The sequence below is a fragment of the Pseudomonas sp. NY15356 genome, assembly GCF_048068175.1.
Lineage (GTDB): Bacteria > Pseudomonadota > Gammaproteobacteria > Pseudomonadales > Pseudomonadaceae > Aquipseudomonas > Aquipseudomonas putida_K.
In genome coordinates this window covers 92,358-117,153 of sequence record NZ_JBLUPW010000015.1, presented here as the reverse complement: position 1 = coordinate 117,153, position 24,796 = coordinate 92,358, and the positions used below count along the sequence as shown (strand labels likewise).

Sequence of the window (24,796 nt, the reverse complement as noted above, 5' to 3'; positions counted from 1 at the left end):
GCGGGGTGGTCGAGTACACCCCCCCGGGGGGGCGGCGTGGCGCCCGGCGCCCCCCACCCGCCCGCCCACCACCAAACCCCCGGGCGCGTGCCGGCGCGCCCGCGCCCCGCGAAAGGGCTGCGCAGCAGCCCTGAATTCAGCTCACGCATTCGAACTGCTCCGGCCAGTCCCGCCGGATGAACACCTGCCCCTCGCGCCGCACCCGGCGTACCGCCTCCAGATCCAGCTCGCAGATCAGCCAGCGGCTACCCTCCGGGCACAACTCGGCACTCTCGGCCACCACCCCGTTGCCCGGCATGCCATGGTCCGGTGGCACGAACAGCCCTGCCCGTCCGATATTCTCATCCAGCGCCGGCGACCAGGCCGCCATGCCCACCGTTGGGCTTTGCAGCACCGCGATCTGGTTCTCCAACGCCCGTGCCTGGGCGCCGATGCGTACGCGGTGGTAGCCCGCCTCGGTGTCGGTGCAGCTCGGCGCCAGGATCAGGTCGGCCCCACCTTCGGCCAAGTGGCGGGCCAGCATGGGAAATTCATTGTCATAGCAGATCAGTATGCCCAACCGCCCGAGTGTGGTATCGAACACCTTGAGCCCTTCACCGGCAGCGATGTCCCACTGCTCCCGCTCGAAGCGCGTCATGATCAGCTTGTCCTGGTACCCCAGCACGCCGTCCGGGCCGAACAGCCAGGCACGGTTGCGATAGCAACCATCCGCATCGAGCACCGGCAGGCTGCCCGGCTGGAGATAGATACCCCAGCGCCTGGCAACGCCTTCGCACAAGGCCAGCCATGGCTCCAGCAGCGGCTGGATGCCGGCGATCGACCCCTTCAGGTCGCTGCGCTGGTCCGGGGGTAGTTGGCCGCTGAGCACCAGCCCGGCGTACTCCGGCAACAGCAGCAATTGCGCACCGCCCTCGACGGCTTCGGCGCACAAGGCCTGGAAGTGGTCGGCATAGGCCTCCCAGGTCTCGTGCAGCTCGATGGCGTACTGGCAGGCGGCGAGGCGGATCATATCGGCAGTTCCTTGAGCCAGAACGACATGATCTTCGACGACGCTTGTTCATCGTCCAGGTCACGCCAGGCGTAGGTCGTGCGCAGCGAGGGGTCGTGCAGGAAGCCGCGGTTACGCCAGAAGCCGTGCAGCGGCTTGTAGTCCGAAGGCCGACGCGGATGCCCGGCCGGGCGCTCCACGGCGCAGAAGGCGCAGTAGTCGAACTCGGCGAGCTTGTGGGCATAGGACTCGCGCTCGATAAAGAAGCGCACGCCTAGGCCCTGGCCACGGTAGGCCGGCAACAGCACCGACTCGCCGAAGTAATAGACGCTGGCCGGGTCGCGCCCCTGGGCCAGGAAAGGCTGCTGGAACTCGGGCGTTTCGTCGACCAGGGGCAGGCCGGTGGAGGCACCGACCACCCTGCCCTGGTCGATGGCCAGCACCGCCAGGCTACGCCCGGAGCGGGCATAGGTGGACAGGTATTCGGCCTCATATTCCGGCGTACCGTCGTAAAGGTAGGGAAACTCGCGGAACACCGTCAGGCGTAGGCGAGCGAGGTCATCGATGTAAGGCGCAATGGCTGCGCCGTGCAACAGGCGGATTTCCATGCGTAGCGGTCGTTTTGTCGATGTGGATGACGCGCTCGGCTAAGCCGGGCTTGAGGGGAAACCCTATCATCCGGCCCGAACCATTCCCTTTCCCGTACACGACAGGAACATTGCCATGACCGCTACCGAGCTTGTGAACGCCTACTACGCAGCCTTTAACGCCGGGGACATGCCGACCTTCCTTGGGTTGCTCAGCGAGGACGTGATCCACGACATCAACCAGGGCGAGCGGCAGATGGGCAAGGCGGCGTTTGCCGGGTTCATGGAGAAGATGAACCGCTGCTACCGGGAGCGGCTGGCCGATATCGTGGTCATGCAGAATGCCGATGGCAGCCGAGCGGCGGCGGAGTTCACGGTGCATGGGGAGTACCTGGCCGATGACGAGGGCCTGCCGCCAGCCAAGGGGCAGACCTACGTACTGCCGGCCGGGGCGTTCTTCTACATTCATTGCGGGAAGATCGCGCGGGTGACCAACTACTACAACTTGAATGATTGGGTTGAGCAGGTTGGGTGAGCCATACCCGGTTTGAAATGTAAACGATGTCTCCGGTTTGTACTGGGACGACCTCGCGCCCACAGGGACCTGAGCTTGCACGGCCCTTGTGGGAGCGGGCGTGCCCCGCGATTGGCCCAAGAGCCCACCGCCACTCCCGCTGAAAAAACAACGCCAGCCCAGGCGCCACGCGTAACTTGCGCCGCCTCAGGAGGCCGGATGCAGGGGCGCGAAATCAGGAAACCCGCGTCCCAAGCACCTTGAGAAACGCCGCCAGCCAAGCCGGATGCGCAGGCCAGGCAGGCGCAGTCACCAGGTTCCCGTCCACGTGCGCCTGGTCCATGGCGATATCCACGAAGCGCCCACCCGCCAACCGCACCTCCGGCGCACACGCCGGGTATGCACTACAGGCCCGCCCCTCCAGCACCCCGGCAGCCGCCAGTAGCTGCGCCCCATGACACACCGCCGCAATCGGCTTGCCCGCCTGGTCGAACGCCTTCACCAACGCCAGCACCCGCTCGTCCAGGCGCAGGTATTCAGGCGCCCGCCCACCCGGAATCAGCAAGGCGTCGTACCCCTCGGCCCGTACCTGCACGAAGTCGAAGTTCAAGGCAAAGTTGTGCCCAGGCTTCTCGCTGTAGGTCTGGTCCCCCTCGAAATCGTGGATCGCCGTGCGCACCGTCTGCCCCGCCAGCTTCTCCGGGCACACCGCATGCACGGTGTGCCCGACCATCTTCAGGGCCTGGAACGGCACCATCACTTCGTAATCCTCGACGAAGTCGCCCACCAGCATGAGAATCTTCTTGGCTGTCATCGCATCCACTCCTTTGCGTCGCATGGGAACAATCCCTGCACGATAGTCTGCTTCTACGCCACCGGGTATCCGCAGCACGTCTAGTCGCGACGATTGAGCAGGTTGACCACCAGGCGGTCCAGCCATCCCCACATCCGCTGCTGCATCCGGCGCCAGAATGGGCGGGCGTTCCAGCGCTCCAGGTCGACCTCCTGGCTGAGGCCGAAGTCCCGCTCGAAACTGGCCACCACGGCGGCGGTCAACGGTGGGTCGAGGGCCTCGACATTGGCCTCGAGGTTGAAGTGCAGGTTCCAATGGTCGAAATTGCACGAACCGACACTGACCCAATCGTCCACCAGCACCATTTTCAAGTGCAGGAAGCACGGTTGGTATTCGAAGATCCGAACGCCGGCCCGCAACAGGCGCGGGTAGTACCGGTGCCCGGCGTAGCGTACCGCCGGGTGGTCGGTGCGCGGGCCGGTGAGCAGCAGGCGCACATCGATGCCTTTCTGCGCGGCACGACGCAAGGAGCGGCGCACACTGAAGGTCGGCAGGAAATACGGCGTCGCCAACCAGATACGGCGTTGGCCACTGTTCAAGGCACGCACCAACGAATGCAGGATGTCCTGGTGCTGTCGGGCGTCGGCATAGGCCACCCGGCCCATGCCCTGCCCTTGGGCCGGCACCCGCGGCAGGCGTGGCAGGCCGAAGCCTTCCGGCGGACGCCAGGCGGTGCGCCGGTTGTTGGCGTGCCATTGGCGATCGAACAGCAACTGCCAGTCGGTGACGATCGGCCCCTCCATGCGCACCATCACCTCATGCCACTCGCTGGTGTCGACACCCGGCGTCCAGAATTCATCCGTGACACCCGTGCCGCCCACGACCGCCCAGCGCTCATCCACCAGCAACAGCTTGCGGTGGTCACGGTACAGGTTGCGAAACCCGCGTCGCCAGCGGATGCGGTTGTAGTAGCGCAGGTAGACCCCGGCGGCCTCCAGACGCTCGCGCAAGGCCGAGGGGAATGCCAAAGAGCCGTAGTCATCGAACAGGCAGCGCACCCGTACGCCACGGGCAGCGGCCTGCTCCAGGGCCTCGACCACCGCCTCGGCACAGGCGCCCCCTTCTACCAGGTACAGTTCCAGATCGATCTGGAACTCAGCGCGCATGATCGCCAGGAGCATGCGCGGAAAAAAGTCGGGGCCGTCGATCAGCAGCTCGAATTCGTTGCCATCCCGCCAGGGGAAGACCGGCCCAGGCATGTCAGCGCGCGGAGAAGATCAGCACCGCGCTCACCGGCACCGATGGGCTGATGGAGGAGGCACCGGCGAGCTTGCGCAACGTCGCCAGGCCCGGCAACAGGCCGAAGTCCTCGGCACGCAGCAACAGGGGCTCCAGGGTCACCACCTGGAAACGACGCTCGTCCAGGCGGGTGGCCAACAGCAAGGTGCTGTAGCTGTGCGACTGGCCACGCAGGGTCACGGTCACCGGCAGGCGCAACTCCACCTGGGCACCATTGGCCAGGTCATTGATCGGGCTCAGGTCGATCTTTGCCTGCACCGTGGCCTCGGGGAACTTGGCGACTTCGAACAATTCTTTGCGCATGCGCTCGTCACGCAGCGGGATGCCGCCGCTGACCGAGTCCATCTCGATGCGCAGTTGCGCGGCACCATTACGATCCACTTTGCCGTGGAATACCAGAAAGCGGTGAACCTCGGCAGTATCCCCGTTCTTGCTGGTGACGAAAGACAGGCGCGACGACTCGCCATCGAGGTGCCAGTTGGCATGGGCGGGCAGGCACAGGGCCAGCAACAGGGCGGGCAGCAAGCGAGGCAGTTTGAGCATGGGAGATCCTGTGTAACAAGGCCGTCAACCTTACCCGCACGCCCTCACGGCAGCAAGCGGCAGCCCTCGCGCGCGCCCTGCCAGGCTGCCTGGTGGCGACGCCCCAGGCCCTCGGCGATCACATGGCGCTCGACGCTGTCTTCCTCCAGCCGCCCCAAGGGTAGGTACTGCTTCACGTAGCCTCGGCAATAGGCCTGGTCAAACCCCATGACGAAGCGGCACGAGCAATACTCTTTCGCCGAATATGCCGAGAGGATGCCCGGAAAGTCCGCCAAGGCCTGACGCTCGTGCCAGGCCCAGGCCAGCAAGGCAATGAGCAACAGCCACAGTACGCGTTTCATAGCCCCTCCCCGGCCATGGCCGCCAATATCCGCTCGAGCAGTTCGTCATGCCGGTAGCTGCCATCTCGATCGTCGGCGTAGCGCACGATGACCAGCTTTCGCGACGGCACCACATACAGCGCCTGCCCCCAGTGACCAAGCGCAGCAAAGGTGTCCTCCGGCGCGCTGGGCCAAGGCCGCGGGCTACCCGGCAAGGGTTGGTTGAGCCACCAGTGCCCACCGGGGCTGGTCTCGCCGGGAATCGCCTGGGCATGCGCGAACAGCTGTCGGTTGAAGGCCACCCAATCGGCCGGCAACACCTGCCGGCCGTGCCAACGCCCGTCACGCAGCATCAGCAGGCCGATGCGGGCAAGGTCGCGGGCACTGAGGTAAAGGTAGGAGGACCCCACGTAGTTACCGGCACCGTCGCGCTCCCAGACCGCACTGCGAATGCCCAGCGGCTCGAACAGCGCCTGCCAGGGGTAGACGTCGTAGCGACCGGGTTCCAGCATGCCGCGCAGCGCTGCAGCCAACAGGTTGCTGTCGCCGCTTGAATAGAGAAAACCCTGGCCAGGTGCCTGGGCAGCCGGCTGCGCGGCGGTGAAGGCCGCCATGTCGGTGTGGCCCCGGGTATAGAGCATCGCCACCACCGACGACTTGAGCGGCGCGTATTCATAGTCTTCCTGCCAGGCCAGGCCACTGGCCCAGTGCAACAGGTCGACCAGGCGCACCCCAGGGTGGGCATGCAGCGGCGGATAATAGCGGGCCGCTGGGTCCTCCAGCGCGAAGCGCCCCTCGCCGTAGGCGACACCGAGCACGGTGGCGAGCACGCTCTTGCTCACCGACCAGGTCAGGTGCGCCGTATCCGGCCCGGTGGGTGCGGTGTAGCGCTCATACAGAATGTGGCCATCGCGCACGATCAGCAGCGCATCGGTGCGTACCCCTATGCGCCTGCCCTCGTCACGGGCCGGAAAGGCGTAGGCTTCCACCGCCCGCCAGTCGACCTTGGCAGGCTCGCGGCTCCAGTTCGCGTCCGGCCATTGCTCTGCCCAGGCTGAAAGACTCACCAGGCTCAGGATACCCAGTACTTTTCCGAATACACCCATGGCCAGCCCTCACGTCGCGGATCGGGCGAGCCTGCCAGGGTTTCATGACAGCCCGGCGGCGGCCCAGGCTTTCTGCAAACGCTTCTCGCGAGCCGCGGTGGCCAGCGCCAGCACCCCTTGGTCACGCTGCCACAGCTGCGCCCATTGCGCCGGGCCGGCCGCCAGCGCTTTGTCGATGGCGCCATGCAAGCTGTGGAATTGGGCGAACAGGCCCCCCAGCAACAGGTGGCAGGCCGCACTGTCGGCGCATTGCCGGCTGCCTTCGGCGCAACCGCCGAGCAACCCCAGCAAACGCAGCTGCAGGTCCTGCGGCCAGCTGCACTCCTGGCCGACGCCGTACAACCAGGCAGCCAACGCAGCCAGCACGTAGAGGTCCTCGAGGGATCGGAAGGGCTTGACGTAGGCGTCCCAACCGTCGCCTGCCAGCAGCTCGCAGCTGGCTTGGTGCAATTGCAGGCGGGCATGCCCAACCTCGGGCATCAACGGCAACGTAGGCAAGGGTTCCAGCGTCACGCCGGGTTCCCCCGGGTAGACCACGGCCAGTTGCAGCCGTGGCGCCTCCCCCTGCCCTTCGCTGCGCGCCGCGACCAGCAACCATTCGGCCTCCAGGCCTGCGGTGACGAAATCCTTGCGGCCGGTCAAGCGCAGGTCCTCGAGGCGGGTGTGCATGTCCGCCGGCCGTACGCTGCGCCGCTCGGTGGCGCACAGGGCGCCCAAGCTGACAGGGGCGCTGGGCCAGAGCACGCGCAACGCTGCCTGGTAGCCAACCAGGAAGGCCAGCCCTGGGGTAGCCATCGCCCGGCCGCCCAGTACCGCGAGTTCGAACGGTGTGGCGTGCCCCAGCCGCTCGAGCAGCGCGCCATGGCCTTCGCCCAAGGTGGCTGCCAGGGGTTGCCGGTAAGGGTCGTTGAGTCGTTGCAACCAGGCCATCGGGCACTCCTCGTCTGGGTTGTCACGCAAGCATCACCAAAGGTTCATGGGGGTGACACCACGCATACCTAGGCTGACTTTGCACAACAAAGCCGACCGGCCGCAACCCTTTGGCTGGCTTAGGGAGACTCGTAATGACTCGGATCGCTCGCTCTGGCGACAACAGCACTGAACGCCGTCTGCAAGCCGAACGCCTGGTCGGCGCCGCGGCGCTGCAGGAAGCACAGGCCCTGCGTTTCAAGGTGTTCAGCGCCGAATTCCAGGCCAAGCTCAAGGGCGCTGAGCAGGGCCTGGACATGGATGACTACGATGTCCATTGCCGCCACATCGGCGTGCGCGACCTGGCCACCGGCCGCCTGGTCGCCACCACCCGCCTGCTCGATCACCAGGCCGCCAGCAGCCTGGGCCGCTTCTACAGCGAAGAGGAATTCAGCCTGCACGGCCTGCTGCAACTGCAGGGGCCGATCCTGGAACTGGGTCGCACCTGCGTCGACCCGGCCTACCGAAACGGCGGCACCATCGCCGTGCTCTGGGGCGAGCTTGCCGAAGTGCTCAACGAAGGTCGCTACAGCTACCTGATGGGTTGCGCCAGCATTCCCATGCAGGATGGCGGCGTACAGGCCCACGCCATCATGCAACGGCTGCGCGAACGCTACCTGTGCACCGAACACCTGCGCGCCGAGCCGAAGAACCCCCTGCCGAGCCTGGCCCTGCCGGGCAATGTGATCGCCGAGATGCCGCCCTTGCTCAAGGCCTACATGCGCCTGGGCGCCAAGATCTGCGGCGAGCCGTGCTGGGACGAGGATTTCCAGGTCGCCGACGTGTTCATCCTGCTCAAGCGCGACGACCTCTGCCCACGCTACGCCCGCCACTTCAAGGCGGCGGTGTGATGCCGAGCCTGCGGGTTCTGGCCCGCCTGTCCCGCCTGGTGCTGGTCCTGCTGCTGGGCATGGCCATGGCCAGCGTCATCGCCTTGGGCGAACGGCTGGGCCTGGCTGCCTCCATCGAACGTCGCCAACGCTGGACGCGCCTGTTCATGCAGCGCCTGGTCGCGGCCCTGCCCTTGGACGTACGCGTGGTGGGCAGCCTGCCGCAGCAGCCGATGCTGTGGGTCAGCAACCATGTGTCGTGGACCGACATTCCCCTGCTCGGCATGCTCACGCCGTTGTCATTCCTGTCCAAGGCCGAAGTGCGTCGCTGGCCATTGGCCGGCTGGCTGGCGGAAAAGGCCGGTACGCTGTTCATCCGCCGCGGCGGTGGCGACGGCCAGCGCCTGTCCCAGCAGATCGGCAACCAGTTGGGTGAACACAGGCCCTTGCTGATCTTCCCCGAAGGCACCACCACCGATGGCCGAAGCGTGCGCACCTTCCATGGCCGGCTGCTCGCCGGTGCCATCGACCAAGGCACACCGGTACAGCCGGTGGCGATCCAGTACCTGCGCGGTGGCGAGCCGGACCCGATCGCGCCGTTCATTGGCGACGACGACTTGGTCTCGCATCTGATCCGCCTGTTCGACCAACCGCGCAGCGAGGTGGTCATCCACTTGCTGCAGCCGATCGCGAGTGCTGGCAAGGAACGGGCGGCCCTGGCGTTCCAGGCACAGCAGGCGGTTCACCTGGCATTGTTCGGCGTCGAAGATATCGGCAGCGTGCCCCGGCGTCAGGCGCGGGCAGCCTGAAGCCCGATCGCGGGCTTGTCCCGCGATTTACCTGCCCGCAGCCGCAAACGCCTGCAGCTGTGGATAAAACGCCCGAAAGTCCGCCATCAGCGGCTCGTACAGCGCCTCCAGCTCCTGCATCACCCCGCTCATCCCCTCCGGCCGCGACAAGCGCCGGGCAATCCCGTTGAACACCTGCTCCAGCGTGGCGAAGTCGCCATAGGCGCCCAACCAGTCGTCGGCGGCCATGAACGGCGCAATCCGCGCCAGGCGCCCTGGCAATTCGGGCTCGGCCAGCAGCACCCGGTAGAAGCCCTGGGTGAATGCTGCCAGCGGTTGCTCGGCATAGTCGCTCCAATGCCGAGCCAGGCAATGGTCGAAGAACACGTCCAGGATGATGCCGGCGTAGCGCCGCCGCTCCTGGGGGAAGCGCGCCAAGGCCGCCAGCACCAGCGGATGGCTGTCGGTATAGCTGTCGATGTGCCGGTGCAGGCGGATCGCGGCCTCCAGCGCAGGCGGGAAACGCCCTTCGAGCGAGCCTTTGACGAAATCGCCATACAGGCTGCCCAGCAACTGCTGCGGCTCGTTGCCGCCAAGATGAAGGTGTGCAAGGTAGTTCATGGCGCCAGTCTAGCACCCGGGTGGCGAATATCGTTATAACGCGATATAGCGATTGATGCTCAGCTCAGAACCTCTTCATATTTGTATATCGCGAAATACCGATTTATATTTCGCTCTATCGCGATATGACGTTACACACATGAGCACCTCCATGCCTCTCGACCTCGACGAAATCATTAAGGCCCTCGCCCACCCGGTACGGCGAGAAATCCTCACCTGGCTGAAGGACCCGGCGGCGCAGTTTCCCGACCAGTACCACAGCACCGAGCACGGCGTGTGTGCCGGGCAGATCGACCAACGCTGCGGCCTGTCGCAGTCGACCGTCTCCGCCCACCTGGCCACCCTGCAGCGCGCGGGGCTGATCACCAGCCAGAAGATCGGCCAGTGGCACTTCTTCAAACGCAACGAAGAAACCATCCAGGCCTTCCTCGAGCAGATGAGCCAGGAGCTCTGATCCACTCCTGTCTTTCCCTTCAACCAGCACGGCTGCGTGCCGAGCTGGCAACCCCTTTCAATTGACCACGCGAGGCTTAGCAGATGACCACGCTCTTCGATCCGATCACCCTGGGCGACCTCGAGCTGCCCAACCGCATCATCATGGCCCCGCTGACCCGCTGCCGCGCCGACGAAGGCCGCGTGCCCAACGCACTGATGGCCGAGTACTACGTGCAACGGGCCAGCGCCGGCCTGATCCTCAGTGAGGCCACCTCGGTAACCCCCATGGGCGTCGGCTATCCGGACACGCCGGGCATTTGGTCCGACGAACAGGTACGCGGCTGGACCAACGTCACCAAGGCCGTACACGGCGCCGGCGGGCGCATCTTCCTGCAGCTGTGGCATGTGGGCCGTATCTCCCACCCCACCTACCTGAACGGTGAGCTGCCGGTGGCCCCGAGCGCGATCCAGCCCAAAGGCCATGTCAGCCTGGTTCGCCCGATCACCGAGTACCCGACGCCACGCGCCCTGGAAACCGAGGAGATCGCCGACATCGTCGAGGCCTACCGCACCGGTGCCGAGAACGCCAAGGCGGCCGGCTTCGACGGCGTGGAGATCCATGGCGCCAACGGCTACCTGCTCGACCAGTTCCTGCAAAGCAGCACCAACCAGCGCACCGACCGATATGGCGGCTCGCTGGAGAACCGTGCGCGCCTGCTGCTGGAGGTGACCGACGCGGCCATCGAGGTGTGGGGTGCCAACCGTGTGGGCGTGCACCTGGCGCCACGGGCCGATGCCCACGACATGGGCGACGCTGACCGCGCCGAGACCTTCACCTACGTCGCCCGGGAACTGGGCAAGCGTGGCGTGGCGTTCATCTGCTCACGGGAAATGGAAGCCGACGACAGCATCGGCGCGCTGATCAAGGACGCCTTCGGCGGCCCGTACATCGTCAACGAGCGCTTCGACAAGGCCAGCGCCAACGCCGCCCTGGCCAACGGCAAGGCTGACGCGGTGGCCTTCGGCATCCCGTTCATCGCCAACCCGGACCTGCCCGCCCGCCTGGCCGCCGATGCGCCCTTGAACGAAGCACATCCGGAAACCTTCTACGCCAAGGGGCCGGTGGGGTACATCGATTACCCACGGATGTAAGCCAGGGCCGCCCAGGCCCCGATCGCCGGCAAGCCGGCTCTCACAGGTATGGCGGTGTCTTCGAAAACAGCGCAGGACAAGTGGGAGCCGGCTTGCCGGCGATTGGGTCTGGCGATCATCAGGGCCGGGCGTTGATCTGCTGCTGCAGGTTCTGGATCTGGCTCTGCAGGGTATTGAGACTGCGGGTGGTCTGCCCGCGGAACGCATCGAACTCCTGCACCGAGGCACCACCGGCAGCCGGTGCCGGGCGGTTGTCGATCTGGCTCTTGAGCACCAGGATGTCCTGCTCCAGGCTCTGGATCGCCGCGTTCGGATTGCCCTGTTTCTTCAGCGCTGCCACCTCGTTGCCCAGGCTCTTGAGCTGGGCATCGATCCTGCCGCCATCCACCTGCCCTGACTTGAGGGCAGCCAGCTCACCATTGACCGCCTTGAGCTGGGCTTCCAGCTGGCCTTGCAGAGCCGTGATGGTCTTTTGCTGCTGCGCCATGGCGTCTTGTTGCGCGCGGGCATCGGCCAGCACTTTTTCCAAACGCTTGCCCAGATCGCCGGTCTGCCCGGCCACGCCCTGTTGCTGGGCACGTGCCTCGGCCAGGCTGGCCTGCAGCTTGCGAATCTGCAACTTCAACGCTTCGCTGCCGGTACTGGCGCTGGACTCGGTGGCGTCGACCTTGCCGCTGATCGCCTGCAGGCGCCCGGCGGCCTCCTCACTGATGCGCGCGAAGCTTTCCTGGGTCGCCACCAACTGCTGCTCCATCAGCGAGATCTGCTGGAAACTCCACCAGCCCAGACCCGCCAGGGCAATGAACGAGGCGCCGAGCAAGGCCCACAGCGGCCCGTTGCTGGCCGGGCGCGCCGCCTTCTCGCGGCTGCGCGCCACCCGTGCGGGCAACAGCTCGTCATCGTCAGGAGTGCCGGCGCGCAGGACAGGCACGTCGTCGAAATCGTCGTGGACATTGTTACGCATGGGTACGTTCAACCGCGGTAGTAGTAGCAAAGGGGCAGTAGTATAAACCGCTCGCGCGGCGCTCTGATGACCATCATCCCGCCCACTGGTTCACCCGATACCCGGCTGAGCCTTCCACCAGGCGCAGAATTCATCCAGCGCGGTCCACAGGCTGACCTTCGGGCGGTAGTCCAGGTACTGCCGGGCGCGGCTGATGTCCAGGGTAAAATCCTTGCTCATCACCTGCGCGCCCAGGCGCGACAGCGTCGGCTCGGGGCGCCCGGGCCAGAGCAGGCAGGCCGCCTCGTTCAGCGCGCCCAGGCTGTAGGCCAACCCTGGGGCACGGTAGCGGTTGACCGGCGGCAACTGCATCTGACGCATCACATAGTTGACCACGTCCCACACCGGCAAGGGGTGGCCGTTGCTGATGTTGTAGGCCTGGCCGAGGGCCTGCTCATCGGCGAACAGGGCGCTGAGCAGGGCCTCGTTGAGGTTGTGCACACTGGTGAAGTCGGCCTTGTTCAGGCCATTGCCGATGATTGCCAGGCGCCCCTTGCGCTGCATCTGCATCAAGCGCGGGAAGATGCCGGCATCGCCTGCCCCGGTGACGAAGCGTGGCCGCAGAGCCAGCACCTCCAGGCCGAACTCCTGGGCACCGAAGGCCTTCTGCTCGGCCAGGTACTTGGTCGTCGCGTAATGGTCATGCAAGCGACGCGGCACCTGGTCCTCACGAATATCCAGGCGCGAACGGCCATTGAAATAGATCGATGGCGACGACAGATGTACCAGGCGGCGTACACGCGCCTTCAGGCAACCCTCCACCACGTTCTCGGTGACCACCACGTTGCCCTGATGGAAGTCCTGATAGCGCCCCCAGTGCCCGACCGCGCCCGCGCAATGCACCACGGCATCGATGCCCTGGCACAGGCGCCGGGCCAGCTCGGCATCGGTCAGGTCGCCTGGCATGAACTCGGCGCCACGCTTGACCAGGTGCTCCAAGCCCTCGGCACGCCGGCCATTGACCCGTACGTCCAGGCCCTGCTCCAGGGCGAAACGCGCAAAGCGTCCGCCAATGAAGCCGCTCGCGCCGGTGACCAGAATTCGCATGTAAGACTCCGCCTTGCCAGATTACAGATGCAGCTGACGTCGCCCGCGCCTACAAGGGCACCAGCCAGCCTGGCGCCGTCTGGCGCAAGTGCTCCGTCAACTGGGCGAGTAATTGCCCGCCGTTGCGCCAATGATGCCAGTACAGCGGCACATCGATGGGAGTATCAGCGCAGATTTCCACCAATTGGCCCGTCGCCAGTTGCTCCTGGGCCTGCAACTCCGGCACCAGCCCCCAGCCCAGGCCGGCCTCGGTCATACGCAGGAAGCCTTCCGAGGAAGGGCACAGGTGGTGCAGGAAACCATCCTGGATCCCCAGGGACGCCAGATAGCGGTGCTGCAGGAAATCGTCCGGCCCGTACACCACCGCCGGGATGCGTGCCAGGCGCCGGGCTTCGAAGCCTTGGGCGAAGTGCCGCGCCATGAATGCCGGGCTGGCCAGCGCTCGGTAGCGCATCGCCCCTAGCGGCAGGCTGCGCGCCCCGGCCACCGGCCGCTCGCTGCCGCACAAGCAGGCAGCTACCTCGCCTGCGCGCATGCGCTTGAGGCCAACCTCCTGATCTTCTACCACCAAGTCCAGCAGCACCTGCTGGCCGGCGCAGAAATCGCCCACCGCGCCGGCCCACCAAGTGGCCAGGCTGTCGGCGTTCAAGGCGACGCGCAGGCGTTCCGGCATGCCCTCTTCGTCCAGCGCCGGCACCTGGCGCTGCAAGTCGCGCTCGAGCAAGCGCACCTGCTGCACATGGTTGAGCAGTTGGCGCCCCACCTCGGTGGGGCTGGGTGGCGTGGCACGTACCAGCACCGGTTGCCCGACCCGCGCCTCGAGCAACTTGATGCGCTGGGAAATGGCCGACTGCGACAGGCCCAGGACCTGCGCCGCACGCTCGAAACCGCCTTGTTCGATGACTGCAGCGAGGGCGGCGAGCAGCTTGTAGTCGAACATCTATTTTCCTAATGTCTGATCAGCTTTATTTGTTTTTCTTATACAGTGTCGTTGCCCACAATGGCCAGCATCTTCTTTGGCAATAAACGCCGCACATCGCCGGCGTCTGTGGAGTGTTCCCGCTATGTGGCAAAGCTATCTGAACGGCATGCTGGTGGCCTTCGGCCTGATCATGGCCATCGGCGCGCAGAACGCCTTCGTCCTGGCCCAGAGCCTGCGCCGTGAACATCACCTGCCGGTGGCCGCGCTGTGCATCCTCTGCGATGCCATCCTGGTCGCCGCCGGGGTGTTCGGCCTGGCCACGGTGCTGGCCCACAATCCGACTTTACTGGCAGTGGCCCGTTGGGGGGGCGCGGTGTTCCTGATCTGGTACGGCGCCAAGGCCCTGCGCAGCGCCTGCTCCAAGCAGAGCCTGCAGCACCAGGAGGGCCAGGGCATGCGCTCGCGCCGTGCAGTGCTGCTCAGCGCCCTGGCCGTAACGCTGCTCAACCCGCACGTCTACCTGGACACCGTGCTGCTGATCGGCTCGCTGGGTGCCCAGCAGACCGTGCCGGGCGCCTACGTGGCCGGCGCCGCCAGTGCCTCGCTGGTGTGGTTCTCGACCCTGGCCCTCGGCGCGGCCTGGCTGGCGCCCTGGCTGGCCCGCCCGACCACCTGGCGCCTGCTCGACCTGATGGTGGCGGTGATGATGTTCGCGGTGGCGGCGCAGTTGATCTTCAACTGAGGCCTGGGTCGGCGCAGTATATTTATCGCCTGTGAGATCGCACGCCGCGCGGGTGGCGCTCGATCTCACAGGCAACACAATCGCCAAGGCGAACACCACCGGTCGCTATCGCCCATCCATTCGGGAACCTCTATTCCCTATCTTTGTTGCGTGGTTATGCGCCGGGGCCGGTGCTATGATCCAGCCCTTGCGTCGCAAAGAGTACAAACTCCCCGACGCACACCGGGCCGCCCGTGATCGGCCTTGCGCAAACCGCACACAGACCTGAATCAGGAGATCCACCATGGCTTTTGAATTGCCGCCGCTGCCGTACGCCCACGATGCCCTGCAGCCGCACATCTCCAAGGAAACCCTGGAGTATCACCACGACAAGCACCACAATACCTATGTCGTGAACCTGAACAACCTGGTCCCAGGCACCGAATTCGAAGGCAAGACCCTGGAAGAGATCGTCAAGACCTCTTCGGGTGGCATCTTCAACAACGCCGCTCAAGTCTGGAACCACACCTTCTACTGGAACTGCCTGTCGCCGAACGGCGGCGGCCAGCCGACCGGCGCCCTGGCCGATGCCATCACCAAGGCTTTCGGTTCCTTCGACAAGTTCAAGGAAGAGTTCACCAAGACCTCCGTCGGCACCTTCGGCTCCGGCTGGGGCTGGCTGGTGAAGAAGGCCGACGGTTCCCTGGCCCTGGCCAGCACCATCGGCGCCGGCAACCCGCTGACCAGCGGCGACACCCCGCTGCTGACCTGCGACGTCTGGGAACACGCCTACTACATCGACTACCGCAACCTGCGTCCGAAGTACGTCGAGGCGTTCTGGCAGCTGGTCAACTGGGACTTCGTTGCCCAGCAGTTCGAAGGCAACACCTTCAAGGCCTGATCGCCTGGGTAGCCTTCGCAAAAAAAATCCGACGCCCAGGCGTCGGATTTTTTTTGCCCGTTCGCCCGCCATGAAACTCCATCCGCTACCTCTTGCCCCTCCCCGATAGCGCGCTAACATCAATCATCTGGAAAGTTGACATCGCGCTCTCAAGTCACCAGCCACCTCAACCGATACATTGCCACAGGGACCATGAAGGCCCCCTCGCCTGCCGCGGCAACAAGGTCGATAGTGTATCGCCAAGGCTAATGGCAAAATAATGGCACGCGCATGGATTAAGGAAACCCCATTGAAGCTGGAATTTCGGAACAGCTTATCGGTCAAGTTGCTCAGGGTCGTGCTGCTCTCGGCGCTGGCCGTCGGTGTCGTTCTCAGCTGCGCGCAGATCGTCTACGACGCCTACAAGACCCGCCAATCGGTCAGCAACGACGCCCAGCGCATCCTTGACATGTTCCGCGACCCGTCCACCCAGGCCGTCTACAGCCTGGACCGGGAAATGGGCATGCAGGTCATGGAAGGCCTGTTCCAGGACGAGTCCGTGCGCATCGCCTCCATCGGCCACCCCAACGAAACCATGCTGGCGGAAAAGTCCCGGCCGCTGCAGGACACGCCCGTGCGCTGGCTGACCGACCTGATCCTCGGCCAGGAGCGCACCTTCACCACCCAGTTGGTCGGCCGTGGCCCCTACAGCGAATACTACGGTGACCTGAGCATCACCCTGGACACCGCCGACTATGGCGAGGGTTTCCTGGTCAATGCCGTGATCATCTTCATTTCCGGCGTGCTGCGCGCGCTGGCCATGGGCCTGGTGCTGTATCTGGTGTATCACTGGCTGCTGACCCGACCGCTGTCGAAGATCATCGAACACCTTACCCAGATCAACCCCGACCGCCCCAGCCAGCACCAGATCCCGTTGCTCAAGGGCCACGAAAAGAACGAACTGGGCCAGTGGGTCAACACTGCCAACCAGTTGCTGGCCTCCATCGAACGCAATACCCATCTGCGCCACGAGGCCGAGAACAGCCTGCAACGCATGGCTCAGTACGACTTCCTCACCGGCCTGCCCAACCGCCAGCAGTTGCAACAGCAGTTGGACAAGATCCTCGTCGACGGCGGGCGTCTGCAACGCCGGGTCGCTGTGCTGTGCGTAGGCCTGGACGACTTCAAGGGCATCAACGAACAGTTCACCTATCAGGTCGGTGACCAGCTGCTGCTGGCACTGGCCGACCGCCTGCGCGCCCACAGCGGCCGCCTGGGTGCTCTGGCGCGGCTCGGGGGCGACCAGTTCGCCCTGGTCCAGGCCGACATCGACCAACCCTACGAAGCCGCCGAACTGGCCCAGAGCATCCTCGACGACCTGGAGGTCCCCTTCGCCGTCGACCACCAGCACATTCGCCTGCGCGCCACCATCGGCATCACGCTGTTCCCCGAGGATGGCGACAGCACCGAGAAGCTGCTGCAAAAGGCCGAGCAGACCATGACCCTGGCCAAGGCCCGTTCGCGCAACCGCTACCAGTTCTACATCGCCAGCGTGGACAGCGAGATGCGCCGTCGTCGCGAGCTGGAAAAGGACCTGCGCGAAGCCCTGCCGCGCAACCAGCTGTACCTGGTGTACCAGCCGCAGATCAGCTATCGCGACCATCGTGTGGTGGGCGTCGAGGCGCTGCTGCGCTGGCAGCATGCGGAGCTGGGCATGGTCCCACCCGACCAGTTCATCCCTCTGGCCGAGCAGAACGGCAGCATCGTCGCCATTGGTGAATGGGTACTCGACCAGGCCTGCCGCCAGCTGCGCGAATGGCATGACCAGGGTTTTACCGAGTTGCGCATGGCGGTCAACCTCTCGACCGTGCAACTGCACCACAGCGAACTGCCGCGGGTGGTCAACAATCTGCTGCAGATCTATCGCCTGCCACCCCGCAGCCTGGAGCTGGAGGTGACCGAGACCGGCCTGATGGAAGACATCAGCACCGCCGCCCAGCACCTGCTGAGCCTGCGCCGCTCCGGGGCGCTGATCGCCATCGACGACTTCGGTACCGGCTATTCCTCGCTCAGCTACCTGAAGTCGCTGCCGCTGGACAAGATCAAGATCGACAAGAGCTTCGTCCAGGACCTGCTGGACGACGATGACGACGCCACCATCGTGCGGGCCATCATCCAGCTGGGCAAGAGCCTGGGCATGCAGGTGATCGCCGAGGGCGTGGAGTCGGCCGAGCAGGAGGCGTACATCATCGCCCAGGGTTGCCACGAAGGTCAGGGCTACCACTACAGCAAGCCCTTGAACGCCCGCGAGCTGACCGCCTTCCTCAAGCATGCGCAACGCAACCAGGCCACGGTCACGTAGGGCAAGACCGGCACGAGCGTGAAAACGACCCTTCTGCACGAATTACGCGCCGGCCTCTTTACACCAAATGCAAATCTTTCGCATTATGTTGCGGTTTCGTATCCCACAGCACACTGTCCAACCCCACGACGCAGGAAACCTACAATGATTCGAATGCCTCTGGCCTCCGCCAGTCTGCTGGCCATCGCCATCGCCCTCGCCGGTTGCGGCGAGAGCAAGGATGAAAAGGCTCCCGCAGCGCAAGCACCTGCACCTGCCGCCACCACCGCCGCGGCGCCGGGGGCTGTCGACGAAGCGGCCGGCAAAGCCGTGGTCAAGCATTACGCCGAGATGGTCCATGCCGTTTACAGCGACTCGCTGAGCACCGCCAAGGCCCTGCAGAGCGCGATCGATGCGTTCCTCGCCAAGCCCAACGACGAGACCCTGAAAGCCGCCAAGGAAGCCTGGGCCGCTGCACGCGTACCGTACCTGCAGAGCGAAGTCTTCCGCTTCGGCAACACCATCATCGACGACTGGGAAGGCCAGGTGAACGCCTGGCCCCTGGACGAAGGCCTGATCGACTACGTCGACAAGAGCTACGAACACGCCCTGGGCAACCCGGCGGCCAGCGCCAACATCATCGCCAACACCGAAGTCCAGGTGGGCGAAGAGAAGGTCGACGTCAAGGACATCACGCCTGAGAAGCTGGCCAGCCTGAACGAGCTCGGTGGTTCCGAGGCCAACGTCGCCACCGGCTACCACGCCATCGAATTCCTGCTGTGGGGCCAGGACCTCAACGGTACCGGCCCAGGCGCCGGCAACCGCCCGGCTTCCGACTACCTGGAAGGCGAAGGCGCCACCGGTGGCCACAACGAGCGCCGCCGCGCCTACCTGAAGGCTGTGACCCAGCTGCTGGTCCAGGACCTGGAAGAAATGGTCGGCAACTGGGCACCGAACGTCACCGACAACTACCGCGCCAAGCTCGAGGCCGAGCCTGTGGCCGATGGCCTGCGCAAGATGCTGTTCGGCATGGGCAGCCTGTCTCTGGGCGAGCTGGCCGGCGAGCGCATGAAGGTCTCCCTGGAGGCCAATTCGCCGGAAGACGAACAGGACTGCTTCAGCGACAACACCCACTATTCGCACTTCTACGACGCCAAGGGTATCCGTAACGTCTACCTGGGCGAGTACACCCGCACCGACGGCACCAAGTTGACCGGCCCGAGCTTGTCTTCGCTGGTGGCCAAGATCGACCCGGCCACCGACGCCACCCTCAAGGCAGACCTGGAAGCCACCGAAGCCAAGATCCAGGTCATGGTCGACCGCGCGCTCAAGGGCGAGCACTACGACCAGCTGATCGCCGCCGACAACGCGGCCGGCAACCAGGTCGTGCGCGACGCCATCGCTTCGCTGGTCAAGCAGACCAGCGCGATCGAGCAGGCCGCCGGCAAGCTGGGTATCGCCAACCTGAACCCGGACACCGCTGATCACGAGTTCTGATCCGACGCGTAGCGGGTTCGACAGAGGCGGCCTTCCGGCCGCCTTTTTTTGGGGCGTTTTTGAGGATGTGTCAGGGCTGCCAAGTGTTCGTCGTGAAAGGTTCAGCGCCTATCCGATCGAGCGCCGCCCGCGCGGCGCATCGCGAGCTGCGCTCGCTCCTACGTCTGTTTCGGACCAATCCATCCTGTGGATTTTCGCGCGGACGCCTTGGTGTATGGCGCGATATCGTGTCATACGAACCAGGCGGTCGCGCGCGTCTGTCACAGGCGTTACTGGCCGTAAACAAACGTAGGAGCGAGCGCAGCTCGCGATGCGCCGCGCGGGCGGCGCTCGATCTGTGCGTCACCTTAAAACCCCAAGGCATGCACCTGGAAGCCCTCACAGTGAGCTATTCGATAGCAGCGACAGTGACAAGGATTTCATCCAGCAATTGCAAATTGCTCTTATTCAAACTTCTTCACCCTGCTAAGCTTGCACGCCGGTTTTTTAGCCCATAGCCAGGATCCTCGATGTCCGCGTCGCTGTTCCGACTCTCCCCTTTGCTGCTGGCCCTTGCCCTGGCCGCCTGTGACGACGCCCCGCGCTTCACCCAGGCCGAGCCCGGCGAAGCCCTTTCCGGCGGCACGGCAACGGTACAACGCAGCGACCGCAACGCATATTCCCTGCCCTCGGCCAACCTTTCGCCAGAGCGGCGCCTGGACTTCAGTGTCGGCAACAGCTTCTTCCGCAGCCCTTGGGTCATCGCGCCGTCCACCACTACCGCCCGTGACGGCCTAGGCCCGCTGTTCAACACCAACGCCTGCCAGAACTGCCACGTGCGCGACGGCCGTGGCCATCCGCCCGAGCCCGATGCCAGCAATGCGGTGTCGATGCTGGTGCGCCTGTCGATCCCGGACCAGCCGCAGTATGTGAAGGAAATCGAACGCCTGGGCGTGGTCCCGGAGCCGGTCTACGGCACCCAGCTACAGGACATGGCCATCCCGGGCGTGGCGCCGGAAGGCAAGGTGCGCGTGACATACACCACCGAGACGGTCACTTTCGAGGATGGCCACCAGGTCGAGCTGCGCCGCCCGCACCTGCAGATCACCCAGCTCGGGTACGGGCCCATGCACCCCGACACCCGGTTCTCCGCACGGGTGGCTCCGCCAATGATCGGCCTGGGCCTGCTCGAGGCCATCCCGGAAGCCGCGATCCTGGCCAACGCCGACCCGCACGACCGTAACGGCGATGGTATCCGTGGCCGTGCCAACCAGGTCTGGGACGACGCTGCCGGCAAGGCCGTGCTAGGCCGTTTCGGCTGGAAGGCCGGCCAGCCCAACGTCAACCAACAGAACGTCCATGCCTTCTCCGGCGACATGGGCCTGACCAGCACCCTGCTGCCCTTCGACGACTGCACCCCGGCCCAGGCGGCCTGCCTGGCCGCGCCCAATGGCGACGGGGCCGATGGCGAGAAAGAAGTCAGCGACAACATCCTGCGCCTGGTCACCTTCTACACCCGCAACCTGGGCGTGCCGGCACGCCGTGACGTCGCCGCACCGCAGGTACTGGCCGGCAAGACCCTGTTCTTCCAGGCTGGCTGCCAGGGCTGCCATACCCCGCAGTTCACCACCGCCGCCGACACCCCGGAGCCGGAGCTGGCCAACCAGGTGATCCGCCCCTACAGCGACCTGCTGCTGCACGACATGGGCCCGGGCCTGGCGGACGAGCGCAGCGAATTCAAGGCTTCCGGGCAGGACTGGCGCACCGCGCCGCTCTGGGGCATCGGCCTGAGCGAAACGGTCAGCGGCCACTCCCAGTTCCTCCATGACGGCCGTGCCCGCAACCTGCTCGAGGCCGTGCTCTGGCACGGCGGCGAAGCCCAGGCGGCGCGCAACCATGTACTGACCTTCAATGCCGAGCAACGCGCCGCGTTGCTGGCCTTCCTGAACTCACTTTAAAGCGCAAGGAGCCGGGCATGTTCCGACCCAAACTGTTGTTCACCAGCCTCGCCGCACTCGCCCTCGGTGCCTGTTCGCCGCAAGACCCACAGGCGGTGACGTCCGCGGCCATCGCCAAGCAGGTGATCCTGCCGACCTACAGCCGCTGGGTCGAGGCCGACCGCCAGCTGGCCAGCAGCGCCCTGGCCTACTGTGAAGGCAAGGCCTCGCTGGAAAGCGCCCGCGCCGACTTCCTCAACGCCCAGAAAGCCTGGGCCGAGCTCCAGCCGCTGCTGGTAGGCCCACTGGCCGAGGGCAACCGCGCCTGGCAGGTACAGTTCTGGCCGGACAAGAAGAACCTGGTGGGCCGCCAGGTCGAGCAACTGGTCGCCGGCGACAAGCCGATCGACGCCGCGGCACTGGGCAAGGCCAGCGTGGTGGTGCGTGGCCTGTCGGCCTACGAATACATCCTGTTCGACAGCAAGCCGGATGTTGCCACCCCGGAACAGAAAGCCCGCTACTGCCCGCTGCTGGTGGCCATCGGCGAACACCAGAAAGCCCTGGCCGAGGAAATCCTCAAGGGCTGGAACAGCACCGACGGCATGCTCTCGCAGATGACCAAGTTCCCCAACCAGCGCTACGCCGACTCCCATGAGGCGATCGCCGACCTGCTGCGTGCCCAGGTCACGGCCCTGGACACCCTGAAGAAGAAGCTCGGTGCCCCCATGGGTCGCCAGAGCAAAGGCATCGCGCAGCCGCTGCAGGCCGAAGCCTGGCGCAGCAGCTCCTCGCTCAAGAGCCTGGAAGCCAGCCTCAAGGCCGCCCAGGCGGTATGGGTAGGGGTCGACAACCAGGGCCTGCGCGGCCTGTTGGGCAAAGACCAGGACGCTCTGGCCGAGAAGATCGACACCGCCTATGCCACGTCGTTGAAACTGCTGGCCGACAACCAGAGGACCCTGGGCGAGCTGCTCGCCGACGACGCTGGCAAGCAGGCCTTGGACAAAATCTACGACAGCCTCAACGTCGTCCACCGCCTGCACGAAGGCGAGCTGGCCAAGGCGTTGAACATCCAGCTGGGCTTCAATGCCAACGACGGTGACTGATCATGTTGCGACGCCAGGCCCTCAAACTCGGTAGCGTGTTGCTCAGCGCCCTGACCCTGGGTGGCTGGAGCCTGCTGCGCAGCAAGGGCAGCGAACCGCTGCTGCTCTCGGCGCGCGATGACGGCGACGGCAAGCATTATGCCGTCGGTTATCGCCTGGACGGCACCCAAGTGTTCGCCACCCAGGTCGCCCAGCGTTGCCACGCCATAATCCACCACCCTGAACGGCCCATCGCCCTGTTCGTCGCCCGCCGCCCCGGCACCGAAAGCTACCTGGTCGACCTGCGTGACGGGCGCCTGTTGCAGACCGTGGCCTCCCAGCCAAACCGGCATTTCTATGGCCATGCGGTGGTCCACAAGGGCGGTGAGTGGCTGTACGCCACCGAGAACGACACCACCGACCCCGGCCGTGGCGTGCTCGGCATCTACCGCTTCGAGGGTGACCGCTTGGTGCACAGCGGCGAGATTTCCACCCACGGCATCGGCCCCCACGAAGTGGCCTGGCTGCCGAACGGCGAGACCCTGGTGGTGGCCAACGGTGGCATCCGCACCGAGGCCGAAAGCCGTGTGGAGATGAATCTCGACGCCATGGAACCGAGCCTGGTGCTGATGCGCCGCGACGGTACCTTGCTGAGCAAGGAGACCCTGGCCCAGCAGATGAACAGCGTGCGCCACCTGGCCATCGGCAGCGATGGCACCATCGCCGCCTGCCAGCAGTTCATGGGCGATGCCGAGGAAACCGCCGAGCTGCTGGCGATCAAGCGCCCTGGCGAGCCGTTCAAGGCCTTCCCGGTGCCGGAGCGGCAACTGCAGTCGATGGCCCAGTACACCGCCAGCGTGGCCATCCACAGCGACCTGCGCCTGGTCGCGCTGACCGCCCCGCGGGCCAACCGCCTGTTCATCTGGGACCTGGACAGCGGCGCCGTGAAGCTGGACGCACCGATGCCCGATTGTGCGGGCGTGGGCGCGGTCAAGGATGGCTTCGTGGTGACTTCCGGCCAGGGGCGTTGCCGCTACTATGATTGCCGCAAGACCGAGCTGGTCGGCCAACCGTTGAACCTGCCGTCCGGGTTCTGGGACAACCACCTGCACCTGGTCTGAGCCATTGGGCTGCTTTGCAGCCCAATGGAATAACCGACCGTCAGGCCGATCCACCCTTCCCCCTCCTCTAGAAAACAGGCAATACTTCCCCCATCCGCACGTGGGCAGGATCGCCCGTTGTCGTGCCATACGAACAACAACCCTTTTCCAAGGAACCGGAACTATGCTGCGCCGCCGCATGCTGATCATGTTGGCCGTGGTCCTGCTGATCGTGCTGGCCCTGGGTGGCATCAAGGCGTTCTCGATCTACCAGCAGGTCCAGATGTTCTCCGCCCCGAAACCGCCGGTGAGCGTGGCTGCGGCCTGGGCCGAACAGCGCCAGTGGCAAGAGCGCCTGCCCGCAGTCGGCAGCCTCACGGCCTTGCAGGGTGTGGACTTGAGCCTGGAGGTGGCGGGCACGGTCAAGTCGCTGCACTTCGAGTCCGGGCAGAAGGTCAAGGCCGGCCAACTGTTGCTGCAACTGGATCACGACCAGGAGACCGCCCTGCTGGGCACCGCGCAGGCCGACCTGGGCCTGGCCAAGGTCGACTTCGGCCGGGGCAGCCAACTGGTCGGCGACTCGGCCATCTCCCGTGGCGAGTTCGACCGCCTCACGGCCCAGTACCGGCGCAACCAGGCGGTGGTCGAGCAACTGAAGGCTTCGCTTGCCAAGAAAAGCATCAGCGCTCCCTTCAGCGGCACCATCGGCATCCGTCAGGTGGATGTGGGCGACTACCTGCCCAGCGGCACTGTCATCGCCACCCTGCAGGACCTCTCCAGCCTCTACGTCGACTTCAACGTGCCCGAACAGGCCCTGCCGCAACTGACGCTCGGCCAGCAGGTACTGGTACAGGTGGCAGCCTACCCGGGCCAGACCTTCCCAGGCAGCATCAGCGCCATCAACCCCAAGGTCGATGAGAGCACCCGCAACCTGCTGGTACGTGCGACCCTGGCCAACCCCGACGGCAAGCTGCTGCCCGGCATGTTCGCCAGCCTGTTGGTGCTGCTGCCCAATCCGCAGCCACAGGTGGTGGTCCCGGAAAGTGCCATCACCTATACCCTCTACGGCAACTCGGTGTATGTCGTGACCCAGAAGAAAGGCAAGGACGGCCAGGTGGAAAAGAACGCCGATGGCCAGCCGCAGCTGATCGCCGAGCAACGCACGGTCAAGACCGGCGAGCGCCGCGATGGCCTGGTGGTGGTGAGCGAAGGGCTCAAGGCTGGCGAGCAGGTGGTGAGCGCAGGCCAGTTGAAGCTGACCCCAGGCGCCGCCATCCGTATCAGTGCCGACAAGGCGCTCGAGCAGGGTGGCCAGGGCGCCTCCGGCGCCGAGTGAGCAGGA

At 65.4% G+C, this 24,796-nt stretch carries 25 protein-coding genes; 13 read left to right on the top strand and 12 right to left on the bottom strand.

Annotated elements, in window-relative coordinates; genetic code table 11:
- Positions 1 to 136: 136 nt before the first annotated feature.
- Together ACNFCI_RS14195 and ACNFCI_RS14190 are read right to left on the bottom strand one after the other, a co-directional pair.
- Positions 137 to 1,009: a carbon-nitrogen hydrolase family protein gene (locus ACNFCI_RS14195; protein ID WP_368829548.1), complete on the bottom strand. Its 873-nt coding sequence runs from the start codon at positions 1,007 to 1,009 to the stop codon at positions 137 to 139.
- Entirely contained in the window at positions 1,006 to 1,596 is a 591-nt protein-coding gene (locus ACNFCI_RS14190; RefSeq protein WP_084855836.1) for a GNAT family acetyltransferase, read from the bottom strand. Before ACNFCI_RS14190 ends, ACNFCI_RS14195 begins: the two co-directional genes overlap by 4 nt.
- Positions 1,597 to 1,711: 115 nt before the next feature.
- On the opposite strand from ACNFCI_RS14190, the gene ACNFCI_RS14185 reads away from it, so the two are divergent.
- Positions 1,712 to 2,110, top strand: coding sequence for a nuclear transport factor 2 family protein (locus tag ACNFCI_RS14185; protein ID WP_084855835.1), 399 nt, complete (start codon positions 1,712 to 1,714; stop codon positions 2,108 to 2,110).
- A 214-nt stretch (positions 2,111 to 2,324) separates the two neighbouring features.
- Here the strand turns inward: ACNFCI_RS14185 and ACNFCI_RS14180 are convergent, their stop codons facing one another.
- The 6 genes from ACNFCI_RS14180 to ACNFCI_RS14155 all read right to left on the bottom strand — a co-directional run bounded on the left by ACNFCI_RS14180 (position 2,325) and on the right by ACNFCI_RS14155 (position 7,080).
- Positions 2,325 to 2,903: a DJ-1/PfpI family protein gene (locus ACNFCI_RS14180; protein WP_084855834.1), complete on the bottom strand. Its 579-nt coding sequence runs from the start codon at positions 2,901 to 2,903 to the stop codon at positions 2,325 to 2,327.
- 80 nt (positions 2,904 to 2,983) lie between these two features.
- Positions 2,984 to 4,141 carry a phospholipase D-like domain-containing protein gene (locus ACNFCI_RS14175; protein ID WP_084855833.1) on the bottom strand — a complete coding sequence of 386 codons (1,158 nt, stop codon included), beginning with the start codon at positions 4,139 to 4,141 and terminating at the stop codon, positions 2,984 to 2,986.
- A 1-nt stretch (position 4,142) separates the two neighbouring features.
- On the bottom strand, positions 4,143 to 4,724 hold the full coding sequence (locus ACNFCI_RS14170) for a YceI family protein (protein WP_324813627.1): 582 nt from the start codon (positions 4,722 to 4,724) through the stop codon (positions 4,143 to 4,145).
- A 44-nt stretch (positions 4,725 to 4,768) separates the two neighbouring features.
- A complete protein-coding gene (locus ACNFCI_RS14165) occupies positions 4,769 to 5,065 on the bottom strand; it encodes an amidase (protein WP_084855831.1) in 297 nt (98 codons plus the stop codon).
- Positions 5,062 to 6,150: a serine hydrolase domain-containing protein gene (locus ACNFCI_RS14160; RefSeq protein ID WP_368829549.1), complete on the bottom strand. Its 1,089-nt coding sequence runs from the start codon at positions 6,148 to 6,150 to the stop codon at positions 5,062 to 5,064. The genes ACNFCI_RS14165 and ACNFCI_RS14160 overlap by 4 nt, the downstream gene beginning before the upstream one ends.
- A 42-nt stretch (positions 6,151 to 6,192) precedes the next feature.
- The gene (locus tag ACNFCI_RS14155) at positions 6,193 to 7,080 is read right to left on the bottom strand and encodes an acyl-CoA dehydrogenase (RefSeq protein ID WP_084855829.1); all 888 of its coding nucleotides are present in this window, start codon (positions 7,078 to 7,080) and stop codon (positions 6,193 to 6,195) included.
- Positions 7,081 to 7,214: 134 nt separating this feature from the next.
- On the opposite strand from ACNFCI_RS14155, the gene olsB reads away from it, so the two are divergent.
- Both olsB and ACNFCI_RS14145 read left to right on the top strand, forming a co-directional pair.
- On the top strand, positions 7,215 to 7,970 hold the full coding sequence (gene olsB, locus ACNFCI_RS14150) for an L-ornithine N(alpha)-acyltransferase (RefSeq protein ID WP_084855828.1): 756 nt from the start codon (positions 7,215 to 7,217) through the stop codon (positions 7,968 to 7,970).
- Positions 7,970 to 8,758: a lysophospholipid acyltransferase family protein gene (locus tag ACNFCI_RS14145; RefSeq protein WP_084855827.1), complete on the top strand. Its 789-nt coding sequence runs from the start codon at positions 7,970 to 7,972 to the stop codon at positions 8,756 to 8,758. The genes olsB and ACNFCI_RS14145 overlap by 1 nt, the downstream gene beginning before the upstream one ends.
- Before the next feature lie 27 nt (positions 8,759 to 8,785).
- Here the strand turns inward: ACNFCI_RS14145 and ACNFCI_RS14140 are convergent, their stop codons facing one another.
- Positions 8,786 to 9,358 carry an ACP phosphodiesterase gene (locus tag ACNFCI_RS14140; RefSeq protein WP_324813620.1) on the bottom strand — a complete coding sequence of 191 codons (573 nt, stop codon included), beginning with the start codon at positions 9,356 to 9,358 and terminating at the stop codon, positions 8,786 to 8,788.
- Between the two features lie 151 nt (positions 9,359 to 9,509).
- Between ACNFCI_RS14140 and ACNFCI_RS14135 the strand changes: the two genes are divergently transcribed.
- Positions 9,510 to 9,812 (top strand): ArsR/SmtB family transcription factor, encoded by a 303-nt coding sequence (locus tag ACNFCI_RS14135; protein ID WP_084855825.1) that lies wholly within the window; start codon positions 9,510 to 9,512, stop codon positions 9,810 to 9,812.
- An 83-nt stretch (positions 9,813 to 9,895) separates the two neighbouring features.
- Positions 9,896 to 10,945: an alkene reductase gene (locus ACNFCI_RS14130; RefSeq protein WP_084855824.1), complete on the top strand. Its 1,050-nt coding sequence runs from the start codon at positions 9,896 to 9,898 to the stop codon at positions 10,943 to 10,945.
- Between the two features lie 118 nt (positions 10,946 to 11,063).
- Here the strand turns inward: ACNFCI_RS14130 and ACNFCI_RS14125 are convergent, their stop codons facing one another.
- The 3 genes from ACNFCI_RS14125 to ACNFCI_RS14115 all read right to left on the bottom strand — a co-directional run bounded on the left by ACNFCI_RS14125 (position 11,064) and on the right by ACNFCI_RS14115 (position 13,935).
- Positions 11,064 to 11,909 carry an ATPase gene (locus ACNFCI_RS14125; protein ID WP_084855823.1) on the bottom strand — a complete coding sequence of 282 codons (846 nt, stop codon included), beginning with the start codon at positions 11,907 to 11,909 and terminating at the stop codon, positions 11,064 to 11,066.
- A 90-nt stretch (positions 11,910 to 11,999) separates the two neighbouring features.
- Positions 12,000 to 12,995, bottom strand: a complete 996-nt coding sequence (locus tag ACNFCI_RS14120) for an NAD-dependent epimerase/dehydratase family protein (protein WP_368829550.1) — start codon at positions 12,993 to 12,995, stop codon at positions 12,000 to 12,002.
- Positions 12,996 to 13,044: 49 nt separating this feature from the next.
- Entirely contained in the window at positions 13,045 to 13,935 is an 891-nt protein-coding gene (locus ACNFCI_RS14115; protein WP_324813613.1) for a LysR family transcriptional regulator ArgP, read from the bottom strand.
- Between the two features lie 124 nt (positions 13,936 to 14,059).
- Between ACNFCI_RS14115 and ACNFCI_RS14110 the strand changes: the two genes are divergently transcribed.
- The 8 genes from ACNFCI_RS14110 (at position 14,060) to ACNFCI_RS14075 (ending at position 24,790) form a co-directional block, all read left to right on the top strand.
- Positions 14,060 to 14,659, top strand: a complete 600-nt coding sequence (locus ACNFCI_RS14110) for a LysE/ArgO family amino acid transporter (protein ID WP_084855820.1) — start codon at positions 14,060 to 14,062, stop codon at positions 14,657 to 14,659.
- A gap of 283 nt (positions 14,660 to 14,942) precedes the next feature.
- Positions 14,943 to 15,539, top strand: a complete 597-nt coding sequence (locus ACNFCI_RS14105; protein WP_084855819.1) for a superoxide dismutase — start codon at positions 14,943 to 14,945, stop codon at positions 15,537 to 15,539.
- A 289-nt stretch (positions 15,540 to 15,828) separates the two neighbouring features.
- Positions 15,829 to 17,880: a putative bifunctional diguanylate cyclase/phosphodiesterase gene (locus tag ACNFCI_RS14100; protein WP_084855818.1), complete on the top strand. Its 2,052-nt coding sequence runs from the start codon at positions 15,829 to 15,831 to the stop codon at positions 17,878 to 17,880.
- 144 nt (positions 17,881 to 18,024) lie between these two features.
- The gene (locus tag ACNFCI_RS14095) at positions 18,025 to 19,356 is read left to right on the top strand and encodes an imelysin family protein (RefSeq protein WP_084855817.1); all 1,332 of its coding nucleotides are present in this window, start codon (positions 18,025 to 18,027) and stop codon (positions 19,354 to 19,356) included.
- Between the two features lie 509 nt (positions 19,357 to 19,865).
- A complete protein-coding gene (locus tag ACNFCI_RS14090; protein ID WP_368829551.1) occupies positions 19,866 to 21,293 on the top strand; it encodes a di-heme oxidoredictase family protein in 1,428 nt (475 codons plus the stop codon).
- A gap of 17 nt (positions 21,294 to 21,310) precedes the next feature.
- A complete protein-coding gene (locus ACNFCI_RS14085) occupies positions 21,311 to 22,375 on the top strand; it encodes an imelysin family protein (protein ID WP_084855815.1) in 1,065 nt (354 codons plus the stop codon).
- A gap of 2 nt (positions 22,376 to 22,377) precedes the next feature.
- Complete coding sequence (locus ACNFCI_RS14080) at positions 22,378 to 23,475, top strand: DUF1513 domain-containing protein (RefSeq protein WP_368829552.1); 1,098 nt, start codon at positions 22,378 to 22,380, stop codon at positions 23,473 to 23,475.
- Between the two features lie 163 nt (positions 23,476 to 23,638).
- Complete coding sequence (locus ACNFCI_RS14075) at positions 23,639 to 24,790, top strand: efflux RND transporter periplasmic adaptor subunit (RefSeq protein ID WP_084855813.1); 1,152 nt, start codon at positions 23,639 to 23,641, stop codon at positions 24,788 to 24,790.
- The last annotated feature ends 6 nt before the right edge of the window (positions 24,791 to 24,796 follow it).